The sequence below is a fragment of the Streptomyces yerevanensis genome (assembly GCF_000716805.1).
In the GTDB taxonomy this organism is placed as follows: domain Bacteria; phylum Actinomycetota; class Actinomycetes; order Streptomycetales; family Streptomycetaceae; genus Streptomyces; species Streptomyces flaveus.
This window is the reverse complement of the sequence record NZ_JNWJ01000012.1, coordinates 1-25,596: the sequence shown is the minus strand read 5'-3', so window position 1 is coordinate 25,596 and position 25,596 is coordinate 1. Positions and strand designations below refer to the sequence as shown.

29 protein-coding genes are annotated in these 25,596 nt (G+C 68.9%); 16 read left to right on the top strand and 13 right to left on the bottom strand.

Going from position 1 to position 25,596, the window contains the following annotated elements:
* Positions 1-27 precede the first annotated feature (27 nt).
* Together OP79_RS14750 and OP79_RS14745 are read left to right on the top strand one after the other, a co-directional pair.
* Positions 28-702, top strand: a complete 675-nt coding sequence (locus OP79_RS14750) for an HAD family hydrolase (protein WP_033320641.1) — start codon at positions 28-30, stop codon at positions 700-702.
* Between the two features lie 241 nt (positions 703-943).
* Positions 944-1,387 (top strand): GNAT family N-acetyltransferase, encoded by a 444-nt coding sequence (locus OP79_RS14745; protein ID WP_051744663.1) that lies wholly within the window; start codon positions 944-946, stop codon positions 1,385-1,387.
* Positions 1,388-1,524: 137 nt separating this feature from the next.
* On the opposite strand, the gene OP79_RS55265 is transcribed toward OP79_RS14745, so the two are convergent.
* Positions 1,525-2,088 carry a peptidoglycan-binding domain-containing protein gene (locus tag OP79_RS55265; RefSeq protein WP_245685337.1) on the bottom strand — a complete coding sequence of 188 codons (564 nt, stop codon included), beginning with the start codon at positions 2,086-2,088 and terminating at the stop codon, positions 1,525-1,527.
* A gap of 1,062 nt (positions 2,089-3,150) precedes the next feature.
* Between OP79_RS55265 and OP79_RS14735 the strand changes: the two genes are divergently transcribed.
* The gene (locus OP79_RS14735; RefSeq protein ID WP_051744662.1) at positions 3,151-5,256 is read left to right on the top strand and encodes an MDR family MFS transporter; all 2,106 of its coding nucleotides are present in this window, start codon (positions 3,151-3,153) and stop codon (positions 5,254-5,256) included.
* Between the two features lie 275 nt (positions 5,257-5,531).
* Here OP79_RS14735 and OP79_RS14730 read toward each other — a convergent pair whose 3' ends face one another.
* Positions 5,532-6,065: a GNAT family N-acetyltransferase gene (locus tag OP79_RS14730; protein WP_063741928.1), complete on the bottom strand. Its 534-nt coding sequence runs from the start codon at positions 6,063-6,065 to the stop codon at positions 5,532-5,534.
* 143 nt (positions 6,066-6,208) lie between these two features.
* On the opposite strand from OP79_RS14730, the gene OP79_RS14725 reads away from it, so the two are divergent.
* Both OP79_RS14725 and OP79_RS49715 read left to right on the top strand, forming a co-directional pair.
* Complete coding sequence (locus tag OP79_RS14725) at positions 6,209-6,886, top strand: hypothetical protein (protein WP_033320637.1); 678 nt, start codon at positions 6,209-6,211, stop codon at positions 6,884-6,886.
* A 5-nt stretch (positions 6,887-6,891) separates the two neighbouring features.
* On the top strand, positions 6,892-7,287 hold the full coding sequence (locus OP79_RS49715; protein WP_063741926.1) for a hypothetical protein: 396 nt from the start codon (positions 6,892-6,894) through the stop codon (positions 7,285-7,287).
* A 63-nt stretch (positions 7,288-7,350) separates the two neighbouring features.
* On the opposite strand, the gene OP79_RS14715 is transcribed toward OP79_RS49715, so the two are convergent.
* Positions 7,351-7,764 (bottom strand): DnaJ family domain-containing protein, encoded by a 414-nt coding sequence (locus tag OP79_RS14715; protein WP_033320768.1) that lies wholly within the window; start codon positions 7,762-7,764, stop codon positions 7,351-7,353.
* Positions 7,765-7,889: 125 nt separating this feature from the next.
* Here OP79_RS14715 and OP79_RS14710 point away from each other — a divergent pair, with 125 nt between their 5' ends.
* A complete protein-coding gene (locus tag OP79_RS14710; protein ID WP_033320636.1) occupies positions 7,890-8,285 on the top strand; it encodes a hypothetical protein in 396 nt (131 codons plus the stop codon).
* 120 nt (positions 8,286-8,405) lie between these two features.
* Here the strand turns inward: OP79_RS14710 and OP79_RS14705 are convergent, their stop codons facing one another.
* Positions 8,406-9,077 carry an O-methyltransferase gene (locus OP79_RS14705; RefSeq protein ID WP_033320635.1) on the bottom strand — a complete coding sequence of 224 codons (672 nt, stop codon included), beginning with the start codon at positions 9,075-9,077 and terminating at the stop codon, positions 8,406-8,408.
* Between the two features lie 301 nt (positions 9,078-9,378).
* Between OP79_RS14705 and OP79_RS14700 the strand changes: the two genes are divergently transcribed.
* Positions 9,379-11,430 carry a bifunctional glycosyltransferase 87/phosphatase PAP2 family protein gene (locus OP79_RS14700; protein WP_033320634.1) on the top strand — a complete coding sequence of 684 codons (2,052 nt, stop codon included), beginning with the start codon at positions 9,379-9,381 and terminating at the stop codon, positions 11,428-11,430.
* Here the strand turns inward: OP79_RS14700 and OP79_RS14695 are convergent.
* The 5 genes from OP79_RS14695 to OP79_RS14680 form a co-directional block, all read right to left on the bottom strand.
* Positions 11,384-13,030 carry a photosynthetic reaction center family protein gene (locus OP79_RS14695; RefSeq protein WP_106972384.1) on the bottom strand — a complete coding sequence of 549 codons (1,647 nt, stop codon included), beginning with the start codon at positions 13,028-13,030 and terminating at the stop codon, positions 11,384-11,386. The two genes, OP79_RS14700 and OP79_RS14695, sit on opposite strands and share 47 nt — an antisense overlap.
* A gap of 200 nt (positions 13,031-13,230) precedes the next feature.
* Positions 13,231-13,404: a hypothetical protein gene (locus OP79_RS55260; RefSeq protein ID WP_157857315.1), complete on the bottom strand. Its 174-nt coding sequence runs from the start codon at positions 13,402-13,404 to the stop codon at positions 13,231-13,233.
* A 133-nt stretch (positions 13,405-13,537) separates the two neighbouring features.
* Positions 13,538-14,068, bottom strand: coding sequence for a hypothetical protein (locus OP79_RS50415; protein ID WP_051744661.1), 531 nt, complete (start codon positions 14,066-14,068; stop codon positions 13,538-13,540).
* On the bottom strand, positions 14,061-14,258 hold the full coding sequence (locus OP79_RS14685; RefSeq protein ID WP_033320633.1) for a hypothetical protein: 198 nt from the start codon (positions 14,256-14,258) through the stop codon (positions 14,061-14,063). Before OP79_RS14685 ends, OP79_RS50415 begins: the two co-directional genes overlap by 8 nt.
* 494 nt (positions 14,259-14,752) lie before the next feature.
* Positions 14,753-15,988: a cytochrome P450 gene (locus OP79_RS14680; protein ID WP_033320632.1), complete on the bottom strand. Its 1,236-nt coding sequence runs from the start codon at positions 15,986-15,988 to the stop codon at positions 14,753-14,755.
* Positions 15,989-16,297: 309 nt separating this feature from the next.
* Between OP79_RS14680 and OP79_RS14675 the strand changes: the two genes are divergently transcribed.
* Complete coding sequence (locus tag OP79_RS14675; protein WP_033320631.1) at positions 16,298-17,467, top strand: steroid 3-ketoacyl-CoA thiolase; 1,170 nt, start codon at positions 16,298-16,300, stop codon at positions 17,465-17,467.
* A gap of 80 nt (positions 17,468-17,547) precedes the next feature.
* Here OP79_RS14675 and OP79_RS14670 read toward each other — a convergent pair whose 3' ends face one another.
* The 3 genes from OP79_RS14670 to OP79_RS14660 form a co-directional block, all read right to left on the bottom strand.
* Positions 17,548-19,158 carry a carboxylesterase/lipase family protein gene (locus OP79_RS14670; protein ID WP_245685330.1) on the bottom strand — a complete coding sequence of 537 codons (1,611 nt, stop codon included), beginning with the start codon at positions 19,156-19,158 and terminating at the stop codon, positions 17,548-17,550.
* A 314-nt stretch (positions 19,159-19,472) separates the two neighbouring features.
* The gene (locus OP79_RS14665) at positions 19,473-19,757 is read right to left on the bottom strand and encodes a DUF397 domain-containing protein (protein ID WP_033320630.1); all 285 of its coding nucleotides are present in this window, start codon (positions 19,755-19,757) and stop codon (positions 19,473-19,475) included.
* Positions 19,717-20,565 (bottom strand): helix-turn-helix domain-containing protein, encoded by an 849-nt coding sequence (locus OP79_RS14660; RefSeq protein ID WP_033320629.1) that lies wholly within the window; start codon positions 20,563-20,565, stop codon positions 19,717-19,719. Before OP79_RS14660 ends, OP79_RS14665 begins: the two co-directional genes overlap by 41 nt.
* Positions 20,566-20,658: 93 nt before the next feature.
* On the opposite strand from OP79_RS14660, the gene OP79_RS14655 reads away from it, so the two are divergent.
* From OP79_RS14655 to OP79_RS14625, 7 genes are all read left to right on the top strand, one after another.
* Positions 20,659-21,093, top strand: coding sequence for an ATP-binding protein (locus OP79_RS14655; RefSeq protein WP_033320628.1), 435 nt, complete (start codon positions 20,659-20,661; stop codon positions 21,091-21,093).
* Between the two features lie 45 nt (positions 21,094-21,138).
* Positions 21,139-21,597: a hypothetical protein gene (locus OP79_RS14650; protein WP_033320627.1), complete on the top strand. Its 459-nt coding sequence runs from the start codon at positions 21,139-21,141 to the stop codon at positions 21,595-21,597.
* Position 21,598: 1 nt separating this feature from the next.
* On the top strand, positions 21,599-22,078 hold the full coding sequence (locus tag OP79_RS14645; RefSeq protein WP_051744660.1) for a pyridoxamine 5'-phosphate oxidase family protein: 480 nt from the start codon (positions 21,599-21,601) through the stop codon (positions 22,076-22,078).
* Between the two features lie 179 nt (positions 22,079-22,257).
* Positions 22,258-22,698 (top strand): DUF6086 family protein, encoded by a 441-nt coding sequence (locus OP79_RS14640; protein ID WP_033320626.1) that lies wholly within the window; start codon positions 22,258-22,260, stop codon positions 22,696-22,698.
* A 95-nt stretch (positions 22,699-22,793) separates the two neighbouring features.
* A complete protein-coding gene (locus OP79_RS14635; RefSeq protein ID WP_033320625.1) occupies positions 22,794-23,084 on the top strand; it encodes a hypothetical protein in 291 nt (96 codons plus the stop codon).
* Positions 23,085-23,240: 156 nt separating this feature from the next.
* Complete coding sequence (locus OP79_RS14630) at positions 23,241-23,822, top strand: hypothetical protein (protein WP_033320624.1); 582 nt, start codon at positions 23,241-23,243, stop codon at positions 23,820-23,822.
* Positions 23,823-24,047: 225 nt separating this feature from the next.
* Positions 24,048-24,308 carry a hypothetical protein gene (locus tag OP79_RS14625; protein ID WP_033320623.1) on the top strand — a complete coding sequence of 87 codons (261 nt, stop codon included), beginning with the start codon at positions 24,048-24,050 and terminating at the stop codon, positions 24,306-24,308.
* 116 nt (positions 24,309-24,424) lie between these two features.
* Here the strand turns inward: OP79_RS14625 and OP79_RS14620 are convergent, their stop codons facing one another.
* The gene (locus OP79_RS14620; protein WP_033320622.1) at positions 24,425-24,640 is read right to left on the bottom strand and encodes a hypothetical protein; all 216 of its coding nucleotides are present in this window, start codon (positions 24,638-24,640) and stop codon (positions 24,425-24,427) included.
* 20 nt (positions 24,641-24,660) lie between these two features.
* On the opposite strand from OP79_RS14620, the gene OP79_RS14615 reads away from it, so the two are divergent.
* Positions 24,661-25,407, top strand: a complete 747-nt coding sequence (locus OP79_RS14615; protein ID WP_033320621.1) for a phosphotransferase family protein — start codon at positions 24,661-24,663, stop codon at positions 25,405-25,407.
* Positions 25,408-25,596 lie beyond the last annotated feature (189 nt).

Sequence of the window (25,596 nt, the reverse complement as noted above, 5' to 3'; positions counted from 1 at the left end):
TCGGCCCCCTCTCCCACGCTTTGGAGCATGCCGATGACGGCCACGACCGTGCTGACCGCCCGTGCCCTGCTGCTGGACATGGACGGCACCCTCGTCAACTCCGATGCCGTCGTCGAGCGCGTCTGGCACCGGTGGGCCGAGCGGAACGGGCTGGACGGGGCCGAGATCATGAAGGTCGTTCACGGGCGGCAGGGGCATGCGTCGATGGCCCAGCTGCTGCCTCACAGGCCCATGGAGAAGAACATCGCGGACAACGAGCGCATGCTGGCCGAGGAGACGGCCGACATGGAGGGCGTCGTCGCGATTCCCGGAGCCGCGGAACTCCTCGCCTCACTGCGGGGGCTGGGGTTGCCGCATGCGCTGGTGACTTCCGCCGACGTGCCGTTGTCGACCGCGCGGATGGCTGCCGCCGGGCTACCGCTGCCCGACGTCCGGGTCACCGCCGAGTCCGTCGGAGCGAGCAAGCCGGATCCTGAGGGGTTCTTGAAGGGGGCGGCCGAGTTGGGAGTCGCGCCTTCCGAGTGTGTGGTGTTCGAGGACTCGGGGGCGGGGATCGCGGCGGGGCGCTCCGCGGGGATGCGGGTTGTGGGGGTCGGGGAGCGGGCGGGGTTTCATCGGCCTGATGTGGTGGTGCGGGATCTTGCGCAGGTGCGGGTTTCGGCTTTGAGGGATGGGGAGATTCGGGTGAGCGTCGGCGCCTGAGGGCTCGGGTTGGGCGGTGGGTCGGCGGCTGCGGGTTGGGTGTTGCTGCAGTCCCCGGGAAATGCGACATGGCGCGCGTCAGGAACTGCTGCGTGCCCGGTCGGTAAACAATCTTGCTGCGTACATGGCCACAGCGAACCGTTGAGATACTCCGGCCGTGGATACGAGTGCGATGGCGGACGGGATACGGCCGGGCCGACCGGCGCCGGGGACCGAGTCGGGCTGTCCCATGGAATGGGCCATGCGCCCCGCAGAGCAGGCAGATGTCGAGGCGATCGCGGAGCTGCGGGCAACGGTGATGCGCCCGGACCTGGAGCGGTTGGGACGGTTCGACGAGCATCGGGTCCGGCAGCGGCTGCGGGATTCTTTCTCCGCGCAGCACACGTCGGTCATCGTGGCCGATGGCGTCTTCGCGGGCTGCGTCACTGTGCGCCCGGCCGAGGACGGGCGGTGGCTGGAGCATTTCTATCTCTCCCCGGGCCTGCAGGGCCGGGGGCTCGGATCGGCTGTCCTGAGAACACTGCTGAAGCGGACCGATGCCGACGGCGTGCTCGTCCGCCTGAACGTCCTGCAGGGCAGCGCCGCCCGGCGGCTGTACGAGCGCCACGGGTTCACCGCGGAGGTTCAGGACCTGATCGACGTCTACATGGTGCGACGGCCGGGTGCGGGCTCCCTCGGAACCTGAAGAGGGCAGCGAATCCGAAGAGGGCAGCGGGTGTTCATGTCGAACTCGTTCTTCATCCGCGCCGCTGCCCACTGACGTCCCACCAGGAGAGCCCCGGCAAGGTCGGCACGTCCAAACCGTATTCGCTCACACCCTCGTTACGGTTCGTCCGTCTCCGACTCCAGGCTTTCTCGCGTCGGTTCGCCGTAGATGCCCAGTTCGTCGTCGACGCCTCGGGAGCCCTGGAAGCTCCGTACGGAGTTTTCCGTCTGGTCGTCGTACGTGCCCGTGGTGGGGCCTGCGTAGAGGAAGAGCTGGCGTAGGCGGAGTTGGAGTTCCGTGACGTCGTCGCCGGAGTCGCCGGGGCGTAGGACCTGCTGGTTGCTGCGCTCGCCGCCTTCGCCGGAGTCGGGGGGCGCCGAGTCGGCGGGGGGCTTGGTCGACGGTGGGCGGGTCGAGGGAGTCTCGCGGGGCGGGGTGGTCCGGTCCGTCGGCTCCTGGGTCGGCGGGGAGGTGCTCGGGGTGGCTGGTTCGGACGGCTCGGCCGGTGGGGTCGACGGGGGTGGCTGGGCCGGCGGTGTCGTCTTCGACGGGGACGGTGACGGCGGCTCCGGCGAGACCGCGTCCGGGATGCTCGCGCGCATGTCGCCCGGAGGGCCCGCGCTGTCCCGCGACGGCGTGTCGTACGAGAACAGCCCGCTCGCGAACCCGGCGGCGGTCATCACCACGACGCCGACCGCGGTACCGACGAAGGCGAGTCGACGCCGACGGCCGCCCCTGCGAGCGGGCTGCTCGGGCTCGGGCAGGGGCAGAGGGCCGGTAACGGGGTCCGGGCCTGGGGCCTGCGCTCCGAACCGGTGGAGGTCCGTCAGGTGGAGGTCGGTCGTCGGGGCGTCGTAGGCCGAGGGAGCTTGGGCCGCCGCCGACGGGCCCTGAGCCGCCGAAGACGGGACCTGGGTCCCCGAAGACGGAACCCGGCCCCTCGAAGTCGGGGCCTGGCCACCCGAAGTCGGGATCTGAGCCGCCGGAGGCGAGTTCGGCACCGCCGGAGGCTCGGACCACTGCTCCCCTGCGAGCGGTTCGGGCGAATGCCGCCCCGCGGGCGTCTCGGACGGCCACGGCGGGGCCGCGGGCGGGCCCGGCTCACCGGGCTCGACCAGCGGGTCGCCCGACGCCGGGGAGTTGTGCTCGACGAACGGGTCAGCCGCCCCCGAGGACGTGTGCTCGACCAGCGGGTCAGCCGCCCGGGAGGCCCCGGCCGCGCCCAGCGCATCGCCGGCCGCCGAGGACCCGGGCTCGCTTAACGACCCAGGCGGCCCCATGCCCGACCCGGCCCCTGAACCCGAGCTCGCTCCCGAGCCTGAGCCCGCCCAAGCCCCCGCCGCCGGGCCCTCCTCGGCATCGGGGCCGACCTCGACCTCGATCGCCTCCAGATCCACATAGGGCCGTATCCGCAACGGATCGAAGTCCTCCGCCGCGGCAGTCTCCGCGTAGCGGGTCTCCAGCAGTTCGTCCGCCGCCCGTTGCGCGCACGCGCACGACGGCGCACCTCCCGGCTCACGCGGTGTCCCGCATTCCGGGCAGACGTGCACACTCCGGTCACTCACGTATGGATCCCTCCCCAAAACGAACTTCAGCGATTATGCAGACCTCCTCCACACCATCTCCCAGTTACCGCCGGAATCTCGAACTCCTCTGCGGATTCAACAGGCCATAACCGGTCACTCCGACCAGAATGCAAGGACAACGGGGACCCAGGGGACCCTCGCGGCCGGGAGGTCTGCATGGCCGAGGAAGCGCACCGCACGAACGCCCACGAGACGGCGGACGGGGACCACCTGCCACCGCCCCGTGACCACACACGTGGCGCCCTCGGTGAGGAATACGTACGGGGCGGCGTCCTTGTCTCGATCGGCGCCCTGCTGCTGGGCATGCTGCTCGCGGCGCTGGACCAGACGATCGTGTCGACGGCGCTGCCGACCATCGTCAGCGAACTCGGCGGCCTGGACCATCTGTCCTGGGTGGTCACGGCGTATCTGCTCGCCGCCACCGCCGCCACCCCGCTCTGGGGCAAGCTCGGTGACCAGTACGGACGCAAGAAGCTGTTCCAGACGGCGATTGTGATCTTTCTCATCGGCTCGGCGCTCTGCGGAATGGCGCAGAACATGCCCCAGTTGATCGGCTTCCGGGCGCTCCAGGGCCTGGGCGGCGGCGGGTTGATGGTGCTGTCGATGGCGATCGTCGGCGACCTCGTCCCGCCCCGCGAACGGGGCAAGTACCAGGGCCTGTTCGGTGCCGTCTTCGGCGCGACCAGTGTGCTCGGCCCGCTGCTCGGCGGGCTGTTCACCGAGCATCTGAGCTGGCGCTGGGTCTTCTACGTCAACCTTCCCGTCGGCGTGGTCGCGCTCGCCGTCATCGCCACCGTCCTGCGCATCCCGGTCCGGACGACGCGGCACACGATCGACTATCTCGGTACGTTCCTGATCGCGGCCGTCGCCGCCTGCCTCGTCCTCGTCGCCTCGCTCGGCGGCACCACCTGGGGCTGGGCCTCGCCGCAGATCATCGGCCTCGCGGTACTGGCCGTCGTGCTGGCCGTGGCCTTCGTGTCCGTCGAACGGAGAGCCGCCGAGCCCGTACTCCCCCTGAAACTCTTCCGTATCCGTACCTTCACCCTCTCCGCCGTGATCAGCCTGATCGTGGGCTTCGCGATGTTCGGCGCGCTGACGTACCTGCCGACGTTCCTGCAAGTCGTCCAGGGCGTCTCGCCCACCATGTCGGGCGTGCACATGCTGCCGGTGGTGGCCGGTCTGCTGCTCTCCTCGACCGTGTCCGGCCAGATCGTCAGCCGTACCGGCCGCTGGAAGGTGTTCCCGATCGCGGGCACGGGCGTCACCACAGTCGGCCTGCTGCTGCTCCATCAGCTCGACGAGAACAGCTCCACGTTCGAGATGAGCGCGTACTTCGCCGTGTTCGGCCTCGGTCTTGGACTGGTCATGCAGGTCCTGGTGCTGATCGTGCAGAACGCCGTCTCGTACGAGGATCTCGGCGTCGCCACCTCCGGCGCCACCTTCTTCCGCTCCATCGGCGCCGCGTTCGGCGTCGCCATCTTCGGCACGATCTTCGCGAGCCGTCTCGCCGACAAGCTGACGACCGCGCTCGCCGGGCAGCCGCTGCCGCCCGGCATCACCCCGGACGCCCTCGAGAGCGACCCGCGCGGCATCGCCGAACTCCCTTCCGCGCTGCGCCTGTCGGCCGTGCAGTCGTACGCCTCGGCGATCACGGACGTCTTCCTGTACGCGGCTCCCGTCGCCGTACTCGGCTTCGTACTGGCCTGGTTCCTGCGCGAGGACAAGCTGCGGGGCTCGGTGACGGTGCCCGACGCCACGGAGACGCTGGCCAGCAATCCGGTGGAGCGCTCCTCGTACGACGAGGTCTGCCGCGCACTGTCCGTGCTCGGCACGCGCGAGGGGCGGCGCGCGATCTACGAGAAGATCACCGCCCGCGCCGGTTACGACCTGCTGCCCGCCGCGAGTTGGCTGCTGCTGCGCATCCGGCGCTACGGCTGGGCCGAGCCCGCCGTCCTCGCCGAACACAGCGCCGTCCCGCTGCACGTCATCATGGAAGCGTCCCGCCAGGTCGAGGAACGCCGCCTGGCCCTGCGCGAGGGCCTCGACCTCGTCCTCACCGCCGAGGGCCGCAAAGTCGCCGACCAACTCACCACGGCCCGCGAGGAATCCCTCGCCGAACTGCTCGGCGACTGGTGGACCCCGGACCGGCCCACGGACCTGGCCCAGCTCATCAAGGAACTGAACGCGGAGATGTGCGGCTCGGATGCGGAGCGGCCGCGGACTTGGCCATCTCCGGGACGTACACGCGCGCCCGGCCCATGACCCTGTCTCGCAAAAGCGTGAACACCCGGGGCGAGCGTGTCCTCAAGGCACTCAAATGAGCGCCGCGTGAACACCACGGGGAGAAGTGCTCACGCTCTGCGACTCGGCACCCGCCCCCTGGGCCACCAACCGAGCCGCTGCCCCTCGGCGCACCCGCCGCACGCGCACGGGCGCCTCGGAGCGCGGGGTCGGTCGGTGTGCGGGGCGGTCGGTATGCGGCTCCGCCGCGATGGGGAGCGGCCAGCCACAACGAACCCTCCGCTTCAAAGCGGATCTCAAGCAGAGCGCAGTTCCTTGGCGAACCAATGCTCGGCGTACTCCTCGTCGTTGTACCGCTCGATCTCCACGTACCCGTGCCGTGCGTACATCGCCCGTGCCTCGACGAGGTCGTTGCGGGTGTCGAGCACGAGACGTTCCACGCCGAGCCCGTGCGCAGCCTCCTCGGCTGCCTTGAGGAGTACGGAGCCGCCGCCCTTGCCGCGCATTTCCTTCCGTACGAACATCCGCTTGAGTTCGCCCGTGCCCGCGATGGAGGTTCCTTCGCGCATGAGCAGGCGCACGCCCACCGTGCCGGCCGGCTCGCCGTCGTACCGGGCGAGCAGTAACAGCCCGGTGGGTGGGGCGAGTTCGGCCCCGGTCTCGGCGGCGATCTCGCGCTCCAGCTCTGCCGGGGCGGTGGCGTGCCCCTCGTGGAGCAGGTACCAGCGGTCGCTGACCTCCGTGTAGTACGCCCTCCAGAGGGCAGCCGCGGCGGGTGAGTCGAAGGGCTCGGGGGCGACGCTCCAGGACGTCTCGGTACGAGTGGTCATGGCGGGCATTGTCGGTACGTACGGTCCGCCGTCCGCAAGCCAATTACCGGAGCCCTCGGCCCGCGGCAGAGTCGTTTGGGCGGCGTTCTGAGGGCAACTCGGGCAGGGAGCCGGCCCAACGGGCCGTAACCGGAAGGTATTCCATGTCCACAGGCGTGATCATCGTTCTGATCGTGGTCGCGGCGATCATCATCGGCGCGGCCGTCTGGCTTGCCATGTCCCGCGGAGCGGGCGGCGGCGGGCGTAACCTGCGGCGGCGCTTCGGGCCCGAGTACGACCGGGCCGTAGCCCAGCACGACGGCGACGCCAAGGCCGCCGAACGCGAGCTCGCGGACCGGGAGAAGCGGCACGGTTCACTGCGCAGGCAGCCGCTGGAGCCCGCGGCGCGGGAGCGGTACGAGGCGCGCTGGGCCGCCGCCCAGGAGCGGTTCGTCGACTCGCCGCGGGAGGCCGTGGCCGAGGCGGACCGGCTGCTCGGCGAACTGGCCGGCGCCCGCGGTTTCCCCGCCGGCGACCGCTACGACGAGCAGCTCGCCGCACTCTCCGTGCACCACGCACACCACGTCCACGGCTACCGGCGCATCCACCGGGCCGCACACGCGCCCCTCGCCGACGGCGACGAGAGCCGCACCGGTACGGAGGAACTCCGCGAAGCCATGATCGAGGCCCGCGCCCTCTTCGAGGACCTGGTGACACCGGGCCGCGAGGACACGACGCGGCACCGCGCGGGCGACGAGCCCGCCCCCGCCCGCTCCAACCGCCTCGGCGAACGCCTGCACACACCCTGGGCGTTCAACAGGCGCCATGCGAAGGGGAGTTGAGACGTATGACCGACAACATGGCCGGTCTGCCGGCGAAGCAGCCGGAGCGTGAGAGCACGGTCGGTCCCGACACGACGATCGGCTCCGGCAAGACGGTCGACACCGGCAAGACGATCGGCGGCTCCACCGGCCGACTGATGTCCCACGACGAGTCCGACAAGTGGACGCTGCGGCTGCAGCACGCGGTCTCCGGCTTCGTCGACGGCCCGCGGGAGTCCCTCGAAGAAGCGGACCAGGTACTGGATGAGGTCACGGCCCGCTTCACGGACGCCGTCACCCAGCGCCGCCGCACCCTGCGCACGTCCTGGCAGACCACCGGCGACGAAAAGGCCGACACCGAGCAACTACGGCTCGCCCTGCGCGACTACCGGGAGCTCGCGGAACGCCTCCTGCGTATCTGAACTCCCGTACACAGCACAGCAACCCGCGTACGCAGCACAGTCTGCGTACGCGGGTTGTGCGCGTCAGCCCTCGTGCCGCCCACGCCGCTCGCGCCAGTCCCGTACGATCTCCTCCACGTCGTACGGCTTCAAACCCAGCGGCGGCCCCGGCGGCGGCTTGAACATCACGTCACGGATCTTCACGTTGATCGCCGTGATGATCTCCCGAACCACCCGCTCCGAAGGGGCGTCCAACGCCCGCGCAAGCTCGTCCTCCGCCTCCTTGCGCAACGCCAGCGTCGGCGGCAGCACGGACAGCCCCTCGCGGGCCATCTTCTGCTTGATCCACCACAGTTCGTCGTACGTGGTGTCGCTGGTGGCAGGCAGCGGCTTACCGGCACCGGGGAGTTGATCGAACTCCCCACGCGCCTCCGCCTCGCGGATCTGCTTGTCGATCCAGGACTCGAAGCTGACACCGGGAGGTTTTCGCTCGGTCATGTAGCCCAGTGTGCCGGACAGCATGTCACCCGGGCGATCTATCATTCGGCCGCGATACATCGTCGCCGGTGCGCCACCATGCTCCGGCGCCGAACCATTGGATTGCGGGAACCGAAGGAGCGCACGTGCTCGAGCTCACCATGGCCACGGTGTCGGAGGCGGACGCGGGCGCCACGGCCGGGATGCAGATGGCCGACTCGCCCAGCGAACCGGGGGCCGTGTTGCGGGTGGGGCGGGACCGGGGCTTCTGCCGCCTCGCGACGCCCGACGACTGGCTGTTCGTCTCGCGGGTGCATCTGGAGTTCCTGTGCGGGCCCGACGGGACGTGGCAGGTGACGTGGCTGCGGGGCTCGCACGCCGACCCCTCCTCCGAGGTGCGGCTCGTGCTGGTCGGCGGGACCCCGCAGCCCCTGCCGTACGGCGGGACGGCGAAGCTGCCCCGGAACGGTTCCGGCGAACTGGTCATCCAGGACCGCACCGCCCCGCGCAGCGTGAACGTGGGCTTCTACCACGAGGCCTGAGGCCGGGCGCGTAAGGGGTCCTTGCACTATGAGCGCCCGATCAGGCCGCGCGACCCGGGCGGGCATAGTGCAAGGACCCCTCAGGCCAGGCGGCGTAGGTCCGGGCGGCTGACGGGCGGTTTACGGCAGTACGCGCGCCAGCGCAAACCCGTCGTACCCCTTCACGCCCACCGTCTGGATCGCCGTGGCGTCCAGCTTCGGGTGGGAGGCGAAGAGTTCGAGGGCTGCGCGGGTGCCTCGGATGCTCGGGTCGTCGCCGGTGGCGTCGGTGACGGCGCCGCCGCGTACGACGTTGTCGAGGACGATCAGGCTGCCGGGACGGGTGAGTTTGACGGCCCACTCGACGTAGTGCGGGTTGTTCACCTTGTCCGCGTCGATGAAGACCAGGTCGAAGGGATCGGGGCGCTCGTCGGCCAGTTCCGCCAGCGAGTCCAGGGCGGGGCCCACCCGCACCTCGGTGATCTTGTCGAGGCCGGCCCGGGCGAGGTTGCGGCGGGCCACCTCCGCGTGCTTCTCGGCGTACTCGAGGCTGATCAGGCGCCCGTCCGCCGGGAGGGCGCGGCCCAGCCAGATGGTGCTGTAGCCGCCGAGGGTGCCGATCTCCAGGACGCGGCGGGCGCCCTGGATCACGGCGAGCAGGTGCAGCAGCTTGCCGTGGGTCGGGGCGACGTTGATGTGCGGCAGCCCGGCGGCGTCGCTGTCGCGCAGCGCGGCGGACAGGGCGTCGTCGGGCGGAGCGAGGAGAGCGGTGAAGTAGTCGTCCACGTCGTTCCACAGTCGTGGCTCGGTCATGCACCATGCCTTTCGTCTGCCTAGTTAGAGGAGCTAACTAGTTCTCCGTCGAATATAGCCCGCCACCACCGGATCCGCCCGGCAGTGACGCAGGGTCGCGTAATCCGCCGGGAGGCCACCGCAACCTCCGGTCGCGTCACACCCTCTTCCGGACAAAAGATGGAAGGACGTCAGGTAAAGCGGGGGTTGCCTGCGTCTCTCCGCGGGGGTAGTGCGAGCCTCATAGAGTTCGCACATTGACAACGAACAGATGACACCCACGGGACACGGGTGACCAACGGGGCGGGAGGGCCGACGGGGCGTGGCGAATGTGGAGCACGGCGGGCGACCAGGCGAGGCCTTCGCGGCGGGAGCCGCGGGCACGGCGAAGGCACGACTGGGCATGGTGCGCGCGGCCCTGTGGCTGGTAGCCGCCGTACTGGCGATACGACAGGTCGCCGTCGTCCTGAGCACGCCGAAGGGGGAACGCCTGACGGATCTGGAGACCTGGGTCGGCCCGGGCGGCGTGCTGCATGTGAACGGATCCTTGTACGACTCGACGCGCTTCACGGGCACACCGTTCGGCGGGCTCGTCCTCAAACCGCTCACGCGCGCGGCCGAGCAGGCCCTCGGCTGGGGCTGGACCTTCGGCACCCTGCTGCTGGTCGTCGCGCTCGGCCTGGTCGCGGCCCGTGCCCTGCCGCAGCCCGTGAGCAGACGCACGGCCCTGCTCGCCGCGCCCGTGACGATCAGCCTGCTGATGTTGTCGCTCCCGGTGCGCAACACGCTGCATCTGGGCCAGACCAGCATCATCCCCGTGCTGTTGGTGCTGCTCGGCTGCTTCGCGGTTCGGGGGGAGCGGACCAGCGGGCTGCTGATCGGCGTCGCCGCCGCCCTCCAGCCGACCGTGCTGCTCTTCGCCCCGCTGCTGTGGTTCACCGGCCGCCGCCGGGCCGCGCTCTCCACCGGCGTCACCTTCGCCGCGACCACGGCGCTGGCCTGGGCGGCGATGCCGCACGACTCGTACACGTACTGGGTGAACCACCTGGCCGGAGTCGGCCTCGGCCGGCCCGCCGACGACCTCGCCAACCAGTCGCTGCACGGCGCGCTGCTGCGGTTCGGCCTGACCGGGCCGCTGGAGATCACCCTCTTCCTGCTGCTTGGCGCGGCCGTCGCCGTCATCGGCCTGCGCCGCGCCGTGCGCTACGCGCGCGACGGGCAGCTGCTGCTCGCCGTCGCGGTGACCGGCTGTGTCGCGATCGTGGTGTCGCCCACCACCTGGCAGCACCAGCTGCTGTGGGTACTGCTCGCCCTGGTCGGCCGGGTCGGCAAGAAGGCCTCGGACCGGTACGTATGGCCGATCGCCGTCGTCCTGGTGATGACGCTCCCGGCGAAGATGATGCTGCCGAACATGCCGGTGCTCCACCCGCTGCGTGACAACGTCGTCCTGCTCGCCGCGCTCACCGCCGCCTGCGCCGTTCCGTTCCTGTCCCGCACCTCGCCGCACTACCAGGTCCCGATCCCCACGCAGTACGCGCCACCGGTCGAGGCCCGCTGGAAACACGTACCCCTGCTGCCCTTCCTGCGCCGGGTCCTGTACCGCCCGAACCTGCTCCTCGAACTGCTGCTGATCCGCGTCGGCTACTCCGCGTACCAGCAGGTCAGGCTGGAGGCGCACGGCGGCTCCAACGAGGCGGCCCGGGCCACCGCCGAGCAGCACGGCGAGCAGATCCTGGCGATCGAGAAGTTCCTGTTCCTGGACATCGAGCACTGGGTCAACCACACGGTGGTGAACGTCGACTGGCTGCGCGCCTTCTTCGACTTCTACTACACGTCGTTCCACTTCGTGGTCCCGCTCAGCGTCCTCGGCGTCCTCTACGTGCGCCGCCCCGCCGAGTACCGCTGGGCCCGCTCGGCGCTCGGTTTCGCCACGATCCTCGCGCTGCTCGGCTTCTGGCTCTATCCGCTGGCCCCGCCGCGCCTGATGCCGGGCCTCGGCTACATCGACACCGTGCACGGCGTGCAGGACTTCTCCCAGCCGGACTACGGGACGCTGACCGCACTGACGAACCAGTACGCGGCGATGCCCTCGCTGCACTTCGGCTGGTCACTGTGGTGCGGTCTGGTGATCGCGATCCTCGCGCCGAAGTGGTGGATGAAGGCGCTAGGTCTCCTGCATCCGCTGTTCACGATCGCGGCGATCGTGGCGACCGCCAACCACTGGGTGCTGGACGCGGCGGGCGGCGCGACCGTCGTGGGCGCCGGCTTCGCGCTGACCTACCTGCTCCAGGGACCCCGGGTCAGCTCGCGCGGCAAGCCCACCGAGGTCAGCATCGCGGAGCCGGACCAGGCGAAGGACCGTACCCCGAGCTGATCCGGAACACGCCCGGCTCGGTCACCGTCAGCCGCGTGAACTCGCCCCGCTTCTTGAGGCAGCCGCCCTCGGCGTACAGCCACGGCGAGTAGGCGACGCGCACGGTGACCGAACCGGGCCTCGGCATCCGTACGACGACCTCGGCGCTGGAGGCCCGTACGACGGAGCCGGGCGACGTCACCAGGGGCACCGCGTCGCGCACCCGGTACACCTGCCAGTGCGCGTCCTGCCAGACCGGCTCCAGCCAGGCGGGCCGGCTCCTGACCAGGCGCGCCTCGTCCTCGGCGAAGCCGTCCGGCTTCCCGGCGGGCAGCACGACGAAGCCGACGGCCCAGCGGTCCAGCCAGGCCCGGTACGTCGACTCCGAGAACGTTCCGTCGTAGAAGAGCCGCCCGCGCTCGATGTCCAGCTGCCGGTTCCAGCCGCGGGCGAGGTTCACATGCGGGGCGAGCGCGGTGGCCTCGCGGTGGTTACGGGCCGGGACCACCTCGACCCGGGTGCGCTCGGCGCCGAGCCGGTCCAGGGCGCGGACGACACCGCGCGTGTCGGCGGCCCAGGCGGGCACGCTGGTGGACACCCGCAGATCGTCGGCGGTCTTCGTGCCCACCCAGGCCACGGAGAAGACCAGCGTCGCGGTGAGAGCGAGACGTCTGTATCTCGGCCCCTTCTGCCCCTTCTGCGCGAGCAGCGCGGCGAGCAGGGCGGTGGGTGCGAACAGCTCGGCCAGCCGCTCCACGTTCGTGCCGATCGGCGAGGGGATGAGATACGTCAGCACCGTCCCGGCCGCGTACACCAGAGCGCCCCACCGCAGCACCCACCAGCGGCGCGGAGCGAAGACCAGCAGTACGACACCGAACAGGACGGGCGGCCAGATCCGGGCAGCGGGCATCAAGTGCTCGCCCTTGAACGGGAACAGCAACGTGGTCACCGCGACCACCACGAACGGCGGCGCGATGAGAGCGGCGGCCCGCCCCCAGTCCCGTACGAGGACGTAACCGGCCCCCGCCACCACCAGGAACAGCCCCGCCACCGGGCTCGCCATGGTCGCAAGCGCCGCGTACGCCACGGCCAGCGGCAGCCGCCGCTCCCGCGTGAGCGGCACCAGGGCCGCGAGCCCGAAGGCGACGCCGAGCGCGAAGGTCGTACGGCCGGACGCGACGTTGCACCACAGCGCGAGCGACGCGAGGAGCGCGGGGCCGAGGGGACGGCGGATCCCCGTACGCACGAGCAGCACCGCGGCCAGCCAGGTCGCGAGCAGCCCGGCGGCGACCGTGACCGTGCGCACACCGAAGGTGGCCATCAGGTACGGCGAGATCAGGCTGTAGTTGGCGGTGTGCATCCCGCCGTACCAGAAGAGGCTGTACGCCGAGTCCCCGTGCCGCGACACGAACTGGGCCCACGCCTCCTGCGCCGCGAGATCCCCGCCACCGGTGGCGAGAAACGCGAACCACAGCCCGTACAGCGGAACGGTCGGGAGCGTGGCGAGCAGCGGCACACGATGCCGCCGGCAGAACCCTTTGAACTCCCGGAACGGCTCCTTCCGTGTACCGGCAGCCGGTTCGACCGGACGGGCGGGGGACAGCTCGGCGGCAGAGCCCACGATCAGCGTTTCCGTTCGAAGTCTTCGAGGCTGTGTGCTTGCTGTGTCAGGTGCGAAGACGCGAATTCGAACAAAAACGTTCTCTGATTTCCGGCCAGAGGCCCGGAGGCCCGGGGGCTCAGGAGGCTCGCACTCACGAGCCGTGCAACGACTCATCCCAACCGTGGTCACCAGCCGGTACTCCAAATCACCGGTGAGGTTCAAGGGACCAGGAAGGCGACGAACAAGGCGAGCGGCATGAAGACGGAGCCCGCGGCCATCAGCCAGCCCACCTTCCATGACGTCTTGGCACCGACTTTGACGCAGAGCAGCGTCATCAGAGCGAGATAGAGGAACAGCGGCATCGCGATGATGACGCTTGCGCCGGACCCCATGGATGATTCCCTTTCAGTGCGGTACCGGGGCCGCCGTGCGGCGGCCCCGGTCGTGTGCGGTTTTACGGCGTGCGTATGCGCGCTACGGCGTCATGTTCTCGGCGAAGCGAGCCGTCGGAAGGCCGCCGGTCGGTCAGCGAGAGTCGCCCAACGGGTAGTTGTCCTTGGTCACCGTCAGGCTGATCTTCGTGTCCTCGGGGACCCAGACCCCGGGAGCGCTGATGTCGGCCTTGGTCGGCCAGGTCGTGCCGGAGGCCACGTTGAGGGCCTTCTTCGTCACCGTCACCGGAGCACCCCTCTCGCCTCTGTCGGCCGTAACCGTGACCGTGTAGGACGCACGCTTTTCGCCTGTGTTGTGCATCGTGAGGGGCACGACCACGCGGCGGTTGTCCAGGCGCGGCACGTAGGCGACGACCTCTCCGTTGTGCGCCGTGGCCGCCGGAGGGCCGAAGTCGAAGTCCTCGGCCTCGAGGACGTCGGTTTTGCTGGGCCCGGCGGATTCGCCGTCCGCGGGAACCGCCGCATCCGCCGTGGACCTGCTCTCCGCCACACCTTCGTCCTGGAATCCGCAGGCCGTCAGGACGAGCGGTGCGGTCACCAGGGCGAGGAGCAGAGAACGTACGGACTTCCGGTTCCGGGACCGGCCGGACGTACCGTCAGCCACAGGGGAACACACGGCTGGACTTGTAGTCGATGTAGAGGCTGCTGGACGTCTGCCCCATCTTGGCGGTCACCGGTGCGCAGGCGAAGCTTGAGACGTACACAGTGGCGGCAGCTGCCTCCGAGGCGGCCGACGCCTGCGGGGCAGCCAGCCCCAAGGCTGCCATCGCGACCGCCGCGACGGTCGCGCACATGGTCGATCTCCTGAAGATGGACATAGGTATCCCCCTGGTGTCTGCACATGGATGACTGAACAGCCCGGCGAACCGGGCTCATCCGCCCGCTGCACGCAGAGCGCGTGAGGTCCCGCGGGCGAGGCAGCCACAACTTACGCACAGGTTGGCCCCGAAGGAAAAGGTGTATACCAGTCAACCGACGGCGAACTGTAAAGCTCGCCGCGCGAACCGTAGCGATGTGTATTGATCAACAGGCGAAGATGTGAACTTCTGTCACGTCTTCTCCCTGCGATCTCCACAACTCAAAGTGAGTCCGTGACTCCGGTCACGGACTGAGTCGGATCGCGGCAACGGGCATTTGTTCAGACAAAGGCTCGACGGTTACCGGTCAATTGGCGTGTTTATTCCTCTCGCACCGCCGGAGCCGACTGCCTTCGTCGGCGCGGCGGCAGGAGGCGGGGGCGGGGCGTAGGGGGGATGCCCCCGCCTCCTGATCTGCGAGACCCCGTGGGTCAACTGGCGCTGACCTGGAGCTCCTTGACGCCGTTCACCCAGGCGGAGCGCAGACGGCGTGGGTCGCCGACGAGGCGGAGGCCGGGCATGGCGTCGGCGATGGCGTTGAAGATGAGGTCGATCTCGAGGGTGGCCAGCGACTTGCCGAGGCAGTAGTGCGGTCCGCCGCCACCGAAACCGAGGTGGGGGTTCGGGTCGCGGGTGATGTCGAGGACCTCCGGGGAGTCGAAGACGGCGGGGTCGTTGTTCGCGGAGGAGTAGAAGAGGCCTACGCGGTCGCCCTTCTTGATCTGCTGTCCGCCGAGTTCCGTGTCCTGGGTCGCGGTGCGCTGGAAGGACACGATGGGGGTCGCCCAGCGGACCAGCTCCTCGGCCGTGGTCGAGGGGCGTTCCCTCTTGTAGAGGTCCCACTGGTCGGGGTGAGTGAGCAACGCGTGCATGCCGTGCGTGATCGCGTTACGAGTCGTCTCGTTGCCCGCGACGGCCAGCATGAGGACGAAGAAGCCGAACTCGTCCGAGGTGAGGTTGCCCTCGTCCTCGGCCGCCACCAGCCGCGTCACGATGTCCTTGGCGGGACACTGTTTACGGTCGGCGGCCATGTTCATGGCGTACGAGATGAGTTCGGTGGCCGACTCCTGGCCGACCTCTTCGGTGATCGCGTACTCCGGATCGTCGTACGAGATCATCTTGTTGGACCAGTCGAAGATCTTGAGGCGGTCCTCCTGCGGGATGCCGATGAGCTCGGCTATCGCCTGGAGCGGCAGTTCGCAGGCGACCTGGGTGACGAAGTCGAAGGGGCCGGTCTGCGCGACGGCCTCCTGGACGATCGAGTGGGCGCGCCGGCGCAGCGTGTCCTCCAGGGCGCGGATCGCGCGCGGGGTGAAGCCGCGCTGCACGATGCCGCGGACGCGGGTGTGTTCGGGCGGGTCCATGTTGAGCAGGATCAGCCGCTGGACCTCGATGGCGTCGCGCGGGATGTGCTCGTTGAAGCGGATGATCGCGGTGTTGAGCCAGGAGGAGAACAGCTCGGGGTGCGTGGAGACGTACTTGACGTCCGCATGCCGCGTGACGGCCCAGTAACCCTCGTCCTCGAAGCCCGCGATACCGGGCTGTTGGGGGATCCAGTGGACCGGTTCGGCCTGACGCAGCTCGGCGAACTCCGGGAGAGGCACGCGGTGGTGCAGCAGATCGGGATCGGTGAAATCGAACCCGTCGGGCAGCGCTGGACAGGGCATCGGCAACTCCGAAGTCGTACGACGGTCGGGTTCTGGAGGTCGGAATCGTTGGCGGTCTGGAGCTCTGGAGGGTCGGAAGCGCTCGGGGGCGATCGAGGTTCTGACGGTCCATCAGGAACTGTGAATTGCCGTGAAGGTAGTAACGGGTTCTAGAAGTAGCAAGAGGCACGACAGGGCTAATTGCGTGCGGAGTTCGTGCAGATCGCGACTTCGGAGCGTGCAAGACCCTTGCGGTGTCGGGTGCCCGCTCAGCAGACTGCACTGAGAACTAGTACGCGTTCTAGTTCGGCGCAAGGAAGGGGCGAGAGCATGGTCGCGGAACCCGTCATCGTCGAAGCCGTACGCACTCCGATCGGCAAGCGCGGTGGCGCGCTCGCCAATCTGCATCCCGCCTATCTCCTGGGCGAGACCTACCGTGAACTGCTGGGCCGTACGAACATCCCCGCCGACTGCGTAGAGCAGATCGTCGGCGGCGCCGTCACCCACGCCGGCGAACAGTCGGGCAACCCCGCCCGTACCGCGTGGCTCGCCATGGGCCTGCCCTACGAGACGGCCGCGACGACCGTGAACGCCCAGTGCGGCTCCTCGCAGCAGGCCTCCCACATGGTTGCCAACATGATCGCGGCCGGGGTCGTGGACGTCGGCATCAGCTGCGGCGTCGAGGCCATGTCCCGGGTGCCGCTCGGCTCGGCCTCCAAGCACGGGCCCGGAAAACCGACGCCCGACGAGTGGAACGTAGACCTCCCGAACCAGTTCGAGGCGGCGGAGCGGATCGCTCGGCACCGCGGGCTGACGCGCGAGAACGTGGACGCGCTGGGGCTGATATCGCAGGAGCGGGCCGCGAACGCCTGGTCCGAGGAACGCTTCAAGCGGGAGACGTTCGCCGTTCAGGTCCCGACCACGGAGGACGAGCAGCGGGCCGGTCAGGGCATGTGGCGGCTCGTCGACCGGGACGAGGGCTTGCGGGACACGTCCATGGAGGCGCTGGCCGGCCTGAAGCCGGTCATGCCGACGGCGGTCCATACGGCGGGGAACTCGTCGCAGATCTCCGACGGCGCCTCGGCCCTGATGTGGGCGTCCAAGCGGATGGCGCGGGCGCTGAAACTCCGGCCGCGGGCGCGGATCGTCGCCCAGGCACTGGTGGGCTCGGACCCGCACTTCCACCTGGACGGGCCGATCGACGCGACGCGGGCCGTGCTCGGCAAGGCGGGCATGTCGCTGAAGGACATCGACGTCGTCGAGATCAACGAAGCGTTCGCTTCAGTGGTGTTGAGCTGGGCGCAGGTCTTCGAGCAGGACCTGGAGAAGGTGAACGTGAACGGCGGGGCTATTGCGCTGGGGCATCCGGTGGGTGCCACGGGGGCGCGGCTCCTGACGACCGCGCTTCATGAACTGGAGCGCAGGGACAAGGAGTTCGCGCTCGTCACCATGTGCGCGGGTGGGGCGCTGGCGACGGGGACGATCATCCAGCGCCTGTAGGACGATCATCCAGCGCCTGTAGAGGAAAGGCGGCGGCCCAGGGATCGAAGGCCGCCGCCACAGTGTCTCGTCACACGTCTCTAAGGACGGTCCCGGTCCCACAGGTCGCACTGATGCTCACGATGGACAGTCGTGCTCTGGCTGTTGCCGCCGTGGGAGGCGGTTCGCAGGGAGAGTACCTTCTCCTGGCCGTCCGGCATCGTCGGCTGGCCGTCGGCACGCGGCACGCCGTTCCGGATGAACGACCCCCAGTACTGGATCATCTGCCGCGAGAGCACCCGCTGCTCGGCGTTCAGCGGAGACTTCAGACCGAAGTGCTTGAAGAGGTACTGCACCTCGTTCACATGGGTCGCGCCGAAGTCGAAGTCCGTGCCGAGGTTCCGCAGCGAGGCGAAGGGCGGCGAGGTGCGGTCGGCGAACTCGTACGCGTAGACCGGTCCGCGGGCCACGAGCACGTCGTCGAGCCGGAGCGCCGGGCAGGCAAACAGGTAGTCGCCGTAGGCGGCGGCGTACGCGAGGGTCGGCGACGCGTGGTCCGACAGCGGGTAGCGTCGGAGCACCCGCTCGCCCTGCTCGGCACCGAACACGGCGCGTACCACCTGGGGATACTGCTCGGCCGTGAGCGGGGTGCCGTTGTTGTCGAACTGGGCGAAAGCGAACATCCGCCCCTCGTCCTGGTTGGCTCCGTTGAGTACCGGGACGCGGGCAGCCGCTCCGTTCGCGTACGCCTCGAAGGGCTGCACCGGCAGGAAGTCGCCGCCGACCACGGGCCCCCAGTCGAAGTCGGCCTGGGCGGCGAGGACTTCCTTGGCGGGCTTGCCGCGCACACACGCGACGCTCGCGCACCCCAGCTTCTCCATGAAGTCGGCGCCCTGAGCCACCGCCTCCTTGTGCGTGCGAGCCGCGCAGTCGGCGTACGCACCACTCTGGACGATCCCCGCGTGGAACAGGCCCCTTGCGGTCGGCGAGGCCATCTGCGTGCAGACCGAGCGGCCGCCCGCGGACTCGCCCGCGATGGTGACGCGGCCTGAATCGCCGCCGAAGCGGCCGATGTTGGCCCGCACCCAGCGCAGGGCCGCCTGCTGGTCGAGCATCCCGAAGTTGCCCGAGACGCGGTCGCGCGCCTCGCGGTCGAGACCGGAGGTAGCGAGGAAACCCATCGCGCCCAGGCGGTAGTTGACGGTCACCACGACCGCGCCGGTCTGCCGCGCGAAGGTGTCCGGCACGATGTCCTCACCCGCGCCGGCGGTGAGCCCGCCGCCGTGCAGCCAGACCATGACCGGCCGCTGTGCGGAGCCGACGGAGCCGACGGCGCCTTCGGGGACGTACACATTCAGATCGAGGCAGTCCTCGATGTGGCTGGGCTTCTCGTAGCCGGGGTCCCAACTCGCCGTCTGCACACAGCGGTTGCCGAAGTCGCTTGCGGCGCGCACGCCGGACCACGGCTCGACGGGCCGTGGGGCTCGCCAGCGGAGGTCGCCGACGGGCGGCTGCGCGTAGGGGATGCCGAGGAACTGCCGCCCCTCGGCGGTGGCCTCCCCGCGGATCCAGCCGGACTCGGTCCGGACGAGTGGGGGGTTCTGAGGGGTCGGGGTGGGCGCCGCGGCGGCGGGCCCGGCGGCCGTGAGGACGGTGGTGGCCAGTGCGGTCAGTAAGACGGTGAGACGACGCACGGTGAGACGAGGCTTCAAGCGTGCACCTCCGTGACCGTACGCGGGCGTATTTCGCCGGACACGGTGTCGGACATGGGGCCGTCACTCCTTCGGTGTGCGGGCACGGCGTTGTGGGACTGCGTGTACACGTGCCAACAGCAGCCGACGTTCGACCCTTGAACCCACTGTGGGGCCAGGGCGATTGACGTGCCATCAGGTGCCACGAGTACGCGGCGGAAACTATGGCCACAGATGACTCGTGTCAACGAAGTGAACCGAAGACGCCTGAACTCCCCACAAGAAACGAAGGAATCACGCCACGGAGCGATGGTGCTGGTCGCCGGGACGATCGTTCAGCGGCTGTAGTCGTCCAGCGTCGTCCAGCCGATGAAGGTGGTGAACGCGGCGGGGGCGAAGGTGAGATGGGGCCCCGCCGGGTTCTTTGAGTCGCGTACGGCGATGGTGGTGTTGGGAGTTTCGGCGATCTCTAGGCAGTTGCCACCCTGGTCGCTGCTGTACGTCGACTTGCGCCAAGCCAGGGGGCCGAGGGGTGCGCACTCGACGCAGGAGCCGCCCTGGTCGCTGCTGAAGCTGGACTTACGCCACTGGATCCTGGTCGGAATCGCGTTGCTCTCCATAGCGTTCCTCCATCGTGCGCCGAATCAACTCCGCCGAGTCCCTTAGGGAGAGGGCGGCGGCCTGGAGATGATCGTAACGGAGTGAGCAGTCCTTGACGGTGTCCGGGTTGGCGGTCGGATGCCCGCTTCCGTAGCCCTCGGTGTAGACGATGTCTGGGTCGCTCGCGAAGCGGAAGAGGTCGAACGAGCCTGTCATTCCCGCGTGTGCTCCGGCCGAGTACGGCAGCACCTGGATGTTGATCCGGGGATTGCCCTGGAATGACAACAGGCGAGCCAGTTGCCCCCGCATGGTCTCCGGGCCGCCGATGTCCTGGTGCAGCGCGGCCTCGCTGATGACCGCCCAAAAGACCGGCGGCTCGTTCTTCTCGAAGATGCGCTGACGTGCGAGGCGTGCGGCGGTGCGGTCGTCGAGGTCGGTCTGGACCAGCGCGCCGAGCACGGCACGCGCGTACGCCTCGGTTTGGAGGAGCCCGTGCACCAGGTGCGTGTGGAAGGTGCAGATTTCGATGGCCCGCGCCTCCAACTCCGCCACCTGTTGGAACCAGGCCGGAAGTTGACTGCGCATCACAAGATCGACCAGCCGCGTCAGCAGCCCGCCCGTCCCCAGTGCCGCGTCCACCCGCTCGCTGAACGTCGGGGTCGGAAGCTTGCGGGCGGTCTCGATCTGGCCGATCAATGAGCCGGTGTAGTTGACGATTTCGCCGAGCTGTTTCTGCGTCAGCCCGGCGGCTTCGCGGTGGCGGCGCAGCTCGAAGCCGTAGTAGTCGAGCGGTGAGGCGCCCGGGTCGAGGATGTTGATGTGGGTCACGCGGCGATCCCCTCTCGCGCAACTCGGCCCACTGCGGGACCGGTTGTATCCGTTCCGTAGCCGAGAGTAGTTGCGCTGGGCCATTCTCGTGGCGTGAACGAACACATTCCTCCCACGCTCCCGGGCTTCCTCGTGGGCCCCCGCCCCGCCCAGTACCGCATGCGACTCACCGCAGGCGACCACTCGGCGCTGTACATCCGCCGCATCGTCCGCTCGCTTCTCGACGATTGGGACATGGCCGAGTTGTCCGACGCCGTGGAACTCGGCGTGACCGAGCTGATCGCCAATGTCGTACGCCATGTCCCGGACCGGCGCTGCGAGTTGCTGTTGCTGCGGCAGGGGGCGGCGGGGGTGCGGGTGGAGGTCACGGATGGTTCGCCCCAACTGCCAGCCGTGTCAGTCGAGTTGTCGATGGAGTCGGAGGGTGGGCGCGGGCTGGTCCTGCTCGATGCGGTGGTCGCGAAGTGGGGAGTGTGGCCGGAAGCCGGGGGCGGCAAGACGGTGTGGTTCGAGTGTGGGGAGCGATGAGTTTTCCTTGCCGCTGCCGTCATATACGACGAGGAGGTGTTGGCAATGAGCGAATCGGCACGGCAGGAAGTCCTGGAGAGGCTGGACGTTCTGGTCGGCGAATGGGAGGTGGAGGCCGACTTTCCCGGTCTGGCCACCCCTGCCGCACGCAGCGTGTTCGAGTGGACACTGGACGGACGTTTCCTGGTCCAGCGCACGGAGATCTCGCTGGCCGAGGCCCCGGACAGCATGGCGATCGTCGCGGTCGACCCGGAGACGGGCGCGTACACGCAGCACTACTTCGACTCGCGGGGCGTCGTACGGGTGTATGCGATGACCTTCGCCGACGGGGTGTGGCGGCTGCTGCGGGAGACGCCGGACTTCTCGCCACTGGCGTTCCGGCAGCGGTTCACCGGGCAGGTCGGCGACGACGGCAATACGATCCGTGGCGTCTGGGAGATGTCGTCGGACGGCTCGGCGGCATGGGAGAAGGACTTCGAGCTCACGTACCGAAGGAGCAGCTGAGATGAGTCCCGGCACATCATCTGGATCACCTGCCGAGATCGCCCGCGGCGTCGTCGACGCGAGCCTGTACATGGTGCTGGCCACCGCCGACGCGGCCGGACGGCCGTGGAGTTCGCCGGTGTACTTCGCTCACGCGGGATACCGCGAGTTCTTCTGGCTCTCCTCGCCCGCGGCCGTCCATTCACGCAACATCGCGGTACGCCCCCAGGTGGGCATCGCGATCTTCGACTCGTCGGCCCCGATCGGCACCGGCCAAGGCGTCTACATGCCCGCCGTCGCCGAACCGGTGGACGGCCCCGGGCTCGAGCGCGCGATAGAGGTGTTCTCCCGCCGCTCCCTCTCACACGGAGACCGCGCCTGGACAGCCGCCGACGTGGACGACGCCTCTGGCCTGAGGCTGTACCGCGCGGTGGCCGACGACCACTCGATCCTGGCCAAGGACGGCCAACCGGACCATCGAATCCCGGTCGACCTCGCTTGACCTACTCCGTACCTGACGTACTCCGTCTCACCAGCCGACCGGGCGCACCTGGGGCAGGCCGCGTCCGCGGGCATGGTGTACAGGCTGAGAATGTGACAGTGACGGGAGATCTGTAATATTCGTAGATCTACCTGCCTGTGGGCAGCCGCCGTACACCACCTGGGTAAGGCCCCCCCGAGATGAGCCAGTACTTCGACCTGGGCAACGAGACCCTGTGGAATCCGTCCAACGGGGCCTCCCGCCTGTTCCAGCGGCAAGTGGCGGTCTTCGAGGCAGAGTTGGGGCTCTCATCGGGCATCGGGCCGATGGAGAACGACGAGTGCCAGATCGACCCGATCACCTTCGAGACCTTCGTCAACACCCTGCTGGCGCAGCACCGAAGAACGACCCACGCCATTGTGCTGGCCCTCTCCGAAGGCTTCATCGCCACAGTGCTGGTTCTCGCAGAGCGCGCCGGAATCAAGGTGAACTGGGCACGGCTCGGCGCCACCCCGGACGGCCCGCTTGAAGACGTGCAGGTCTCGGTCCTTACAGGGATGTCCGCCCCGGCGGAAGCCGGAGCCTGGGGATCGGGACTGCGCGAGAAAGCACGGCAGCTGGGTCGGCGCATGCCGCGTTGAGCCCACTGCCTCACCATCGTGGTGAGCGTGCACGGGGGTCTGGTGACGAGGTACCCGATTTCTCCAACACCCTGAAACGAGGTAGGAGAGCAGACATGGGCCTAGGAATGCGGAGGCTGAACCGCGCGCAGGATGTCGTAGAGGAGTTCGGTGACGATGTGGAGGATTCGTTCCTTGCCTTGTGCGCTCGAGCGCCGGGGAACAGCCTGCGGCGGGGCATCTCGCCGTACGACCTGACGATGTTCAACACCCCCCAGTTGGAGCGCCTTGTCGTCGAGCTCGAAGAGTTGCGAGAGGAGGAGAAGACCTCTGTGGTGAGGCGTGTCATCGAGCAGGCTCACCAGGCGATCCTCCGCTCGGGCTACCTGCTCTTCATCGGGGACTAGTCACTCGTGCGTGAGGGATCCGACAACTTGCGGTCGGACCCCTCCGGCCGTTCGGAGTGCCGGGCCGGGGACGGGTCGCGGATCGGCCATCAAGCAGGCCAAGAAGGTCTTCGGAGAAGAAAATGTGCACATCTTCACGCTGCCGAGCTGCTAGCCATGGCTGACGGATTCATCCGGTGGTATCGGGAGTCGGGGGCCACGTCGGTCTTCGCCGAACAGGTGGAGATGTTCGAGGCACACGGCATGAGGCTCGTGCACTCGGTCAGAGGTGCGGCCGTGGTGCTCGACATCGAAGGGGAACAGGTCCTCATGCGCCCTCAGGAGCTGGGCCGTCTTCTGGGCCTGCGCATTGCGTCCATCACGATGGAATGGTGGTTCTCTGCCGACATCAACGTCATCGACGCGTACGCGTACGAACCGCTCGGGTGCGAGATCCAGACACTCTGGCTGGACGGCCTCACACTGCAGCAGGCCGACGCGGTCGAGGCGGCCGTCGTCGCAGCGGCGACGGGGCTTCCGACGCCGACCCGCGCCGTGATCGTCGACCGGCGGGGCAGGGGCGACCCCGATGACTGGGATTCGGCCGTGCTCTACGGCGGGGAGGCGCTGCCGGTCATCGCGGACCGGGTGCTGGTACGCGACCCGCTCAGGGAGAGGCTCCTGAGGTCGTCGCCGGATCTGAGGAGCGAGGAGATCGGAGCAGGTCTGACCTTGCTTGCTCCCGCCCGTCCGTTCTGACACAAAAAGCCTGTTATGCCCATGGGTTCGCTCGGGCCGGAGCTCGCGTTCCTCCGCGTGAGGAGCCGAAGCCACGCTCGGGTCGAAGCTGGCGTCTCTCAATCCTCACGGGCCAGTTCCTGGAGCTCTTCAAGAGACTTGGTGATCTCAGACTGGCCGGCTGAAGGAATTCAACGACCTCACCGTCAAGCGTGAGTGGCTGAAGGGCAAGGAGGACTGACGGCCATGGACTATCTCTTGCACTATGAAGTCGACGTCACAGTGGTCGCCGCCCGCCCGTGGGGTCTGGAGGTCGAATCGGGACATGGTGCCCGTGGCTTCATCGACAACACCAAGAGCCCGGCGTGGCCGTCGGGCGATCAGCAGGCTCTGGTCGGCACCGTCCTGAGTGCCGTCGTCATTGACGACCGGCGGGACCCGGTCCGGCTGAGCACCCTCGGCATGGACATGCAGGTCGCCCGCGAGAAGAGGAGCCGTTCCTCCTAGGAACAGCAGCTCACCAGGACCCAGCGGCCGGGACGCCGGTGGGGCCCTCGCGCGCGGCCTGATGACCAAGCTGCACCTGGCCGTCGAACAGGGCCAGAAGCCCATGTCCATCGTGATCACTCGCGGCCATCAACGAGTGGCTTTGACTGGCCGGTTGTGACAACCCCGGGCTTTTCCCACTCTGCCTTCGCCGCACGGAGCGAGTAGACCTGCGGGACGCGTAGCCCTGTGGGAAGGCGGAAGAGGTCGGTGTCGTGCATGAGGCCGCCGGGTAGCGGGACGCGGTCAGCCGCGTAATCGCACGCGATAAACCTGGCGATGTCGGCGATCACCCCCGGGATACTGGTCGCCCATGGATGAGGTCAAAGTCGTCGTCGCCCATTCCGAGCGCGCGACTCTGCGCGTCGGTGACGTGTTCTTGAAGGTGGACGCCGATCAGGCGCGCATCGACGTCGAGGTCGAGGCGATGGCCCTGGCGCCGGTCCCGACCCCGGAGGTCCTGTGGTGCAAGCCGCCCGTGCTCGCGATCGCCGCACTCCCGGGGACGACGCTTGGGCGCCTCGGCGGGCCGTCGACCGGGTCGCCGACGGCGTGGGCCGCGGCGGGTGCCGCCATCCGGAAGCTGCACGAAGCGCCCCTGCCGCCCCTGCCGGGCCGGGCTGGCAGGAGCATCGTCGCGCTGGCGGCGGAACTCGACGACGAGTGCGAGTTGCTCGTGACGAACGGTGTCCTGCCCGCCGACGTGGTCACCCGCAACCGCCAGGTCGCCGAGGCCGCGCTCCGGCCGTGGACTCCGGCGTTCACGCACGGTGACCTGCAGATCGCGCACGTCTTCGTCGACGGCGACGAGGTCACCGGCATCATCGACTGGTCCGAGGCGGGCCAGGGGGATGCCCTGTACGACCTCGCCACCTTCACGCTCGGACACGAGGAGCACCTCGACGACGTCATCGCCGGCTATGGCACCGACATCGACCTCGACGTGATCCACGCGTGGTGGTCGTTGCGAAGCCTGCTGGCGGTTCGCTGGCTGATCGAGCACGGCTTCGACCCGTTCGCGCCGGGCTGTGAGGTCGACGTGCTGAGATCCCGGATGTAGCGACCGATACGCGAACGCAGAAGTACTGCCATCGAGGACGAGGAGGCGCACATGCGGGTGGGGATGACGGTATTGCCGGAGTATTCCGGGGAATCCGCCCGGAAGATCTGGGCAAGCGTCGAAGAGTACGGGTTCGACCACGGCTGGACTTTCGACCATCTCGGCTGGGACGGGCTGCTCGACGGCCCG

Excerpts from the sequence above, each read along its gene's own strand:
- OP79_RS14645 (WP_051744660.1), top strand. The coding sequence starts at position 21,599 with ATGAGTCCCGGCACATCATCTGGATCACCTGCCGAGATCGCCCGCGGC.
- OP79_RS14745 (WP_051744663.1), top strand. The coding sequence starts at position 944 with ATGCGCCCCGCAGAGCAGGCAGATGTCGAGGCGATCGCGGAGCTGCGG.
- OP79_RS14635 (WP_033320625.1), top strand. The coding sequence starts at position 22,794 with ATGGGCCTAGGAATGCGGAGGCTGAACCGCGCGCAGGATGTCGTAGAG.
- OP79_RS14735 (WP_051744662.1), top strand. The coding sequence starts at position 3,151 with ATGGCCGAGGAAGCGCACCGCACGAACGCCCACGAGACGGCGGACGGG.
- OP79_RS14665 (WP_033320630.1), bottom strand. The coding sequence starts at position 19,757 with ATGGAGAGCAACGCGATTCCGACCAGGATCCAGTGGCGTAAGTCCAGC.
- OP79_RS14675 (WP_033320631.1), top strand. The coding sequence starts at position 16,298 with ATGGTCGCGGAACCCGTCATCGTCGAAGCCGTACGCACTCCGATCGGC.
- OP79_RS55265 (WP_245685337.1), bottom strand. The coding sequence starts at position 2,088 with ATGACCGCCGCCGGGTTCGCGAGCGGGCTGTTCTCGTACGACACGCCG.
- OP79_RS14640 (WP_033320626.1), top strand. The coding sequence starts at position 22,258 with ATGAGCCAGTACTTCGACCTGGGCAACGAGACCCTGTGGAATCCGTCC.
- OP79_RS14715 (WP_033320768.1), bottom strand. The coding sequence starts at position 7,764 with ATGACCGAGCGAAAACCTCCCGGTGTCAGCTTCGAGTCCTGGATCGAC.
- OP79_RS14650 (WP_033320627.1), top strand. The coding sequence starts at position 21,139 with ATGAGCGAATCGGCACGGCAGGAAGTCCTGGAGAGGCTGGACGTTCTG.
- OP79_RS14730 (WP_063741928.1), bottom strand. The coding sequence starts at position 6,065 with ATGACCACTCGTACCGAGACGTCCTGGAGCGTCGCCCCCGAGCCCTTC.
- OP79_RS14625 (WP_033320623.1), top strand. The coding sequence starts at position 24,048 with ATGGACTATCTCTTGCACTATGAAGTCGACGTCACAGTGGTCGCCGCC.
- OP79_RS14725 (WP_033320637.1), top strand. The coding sequence starts at position 6,209 with ATGTCCACAGGCGTGATCATCGTTCTGATCGTGGTCGCGGCGATCATC.
- OP79_RS49715 (WP_063741926.1), top strand. The coding sequence starts at position 6,892 with ATGACCGACAACATGGCCGGTCTGCCGGCGAAGCAGCCGGAGCGTGAG.
- OP79_RS14680 (WP_033320632.1), bottom strand. The coding sequence starts at position 15,988 with ATGCCCTGTCCAGCGCTGCCCGACGGGTTCGATTTCACCGATCCCGAT.
- OP79_RS14685 (WP_033320633.1), bottom strand. The coding sequence starts at position 14,258 with ATGTGCGCGACCGTCGCGGCGGTCGCGATGGCAGCCTTGGGGCTGGCT.
- OP79_RS14615 (WP_033320621.1), top strand. The coding sequence starts at position 24,661 with ATGGATGAGGTCAAAGTCGTCGTCGCCCATTCCGAGCGCGCGACTCTG.
- OP79_RS55260 (WP_157857315.1), bottom strand. The coding sequence starts at position 13,404 with ATGGGGTCCGGCGCAAGCGTCATCATCGCGATGCCGCTGTTCCTCTAT.
- OP79_RS14705 (WP_033320635.1), bottom strand. The coding sequence starts at position 9,077 with ATGACCGAGCCACGACTGTGGAACGACGTGGACGACTACTTCACCGCT.
- OP79_RS14750 (WP_033320641.1), top strand. The coding sequence starts at position 28 with ATGCCGATGACGGCCACGACCGTGCTGACCGCCCGTGCCCTGCTGCTG.
- OP79_RS14630 (WP_033320624.1), top strand. The coding sequence starts at position 23,241 with ATGGCTGACGGATTCATCCGGTGGTATCGGGAGTCGGGGGCCACGTCG.